A 262-nucleotide genomic window follows, 5' to 3' on the forward strand; every position below is an offset into this window, starting at 1 on the left:
GCGTGCGCGTGCCCGACCACTGCGTGAACGCGTCGGCATCGCTCGCCGTCCCGCCGCGATAGAAACGCACGGTTTGCGGCGACAGCGGCGCAAACGCCTGCAGGTTGTCGGTGATGACGAGCGTGTGCGACTTGCCGTCGTCGGCCTGCTGCCATGTGGTGTAAAGGCCTTCGCTCTCCATCAGCCGATGCACGAAATGCCAGTCGGTGTCGTGCTGGCGCGTGTACGAGCGGCTTGGCAGCGGCTGCGACAGCGCGAAGCG

1 protein-coding gene is annotated in these 262 nt (G+C 66.8%); it reads right to left on the reverse strand.

All coding sequences use genetic code 11. From position 1 onward, the window contains the following. Positions 1–262: contractile injection system protein, VgrG/Pvc8 family (locus tag SB816_RS32660; RefSeq protein ID WP_410548333.1), on the reverse strand; the 262-nt coding region annotated here is incomplete at both ends.

Source organism: Achromobacter sp. SIMBA_011 (assembly GCF_046535435.1).
In the GTDB taxonomy this organism is placed as follows: domain Bacteria; phylum Pseudomonadota; class Gammaproteobacteria; order Burkholderiales; family Burkholderiaceae_B; genus Achromobacter; species Achromobacter dolens.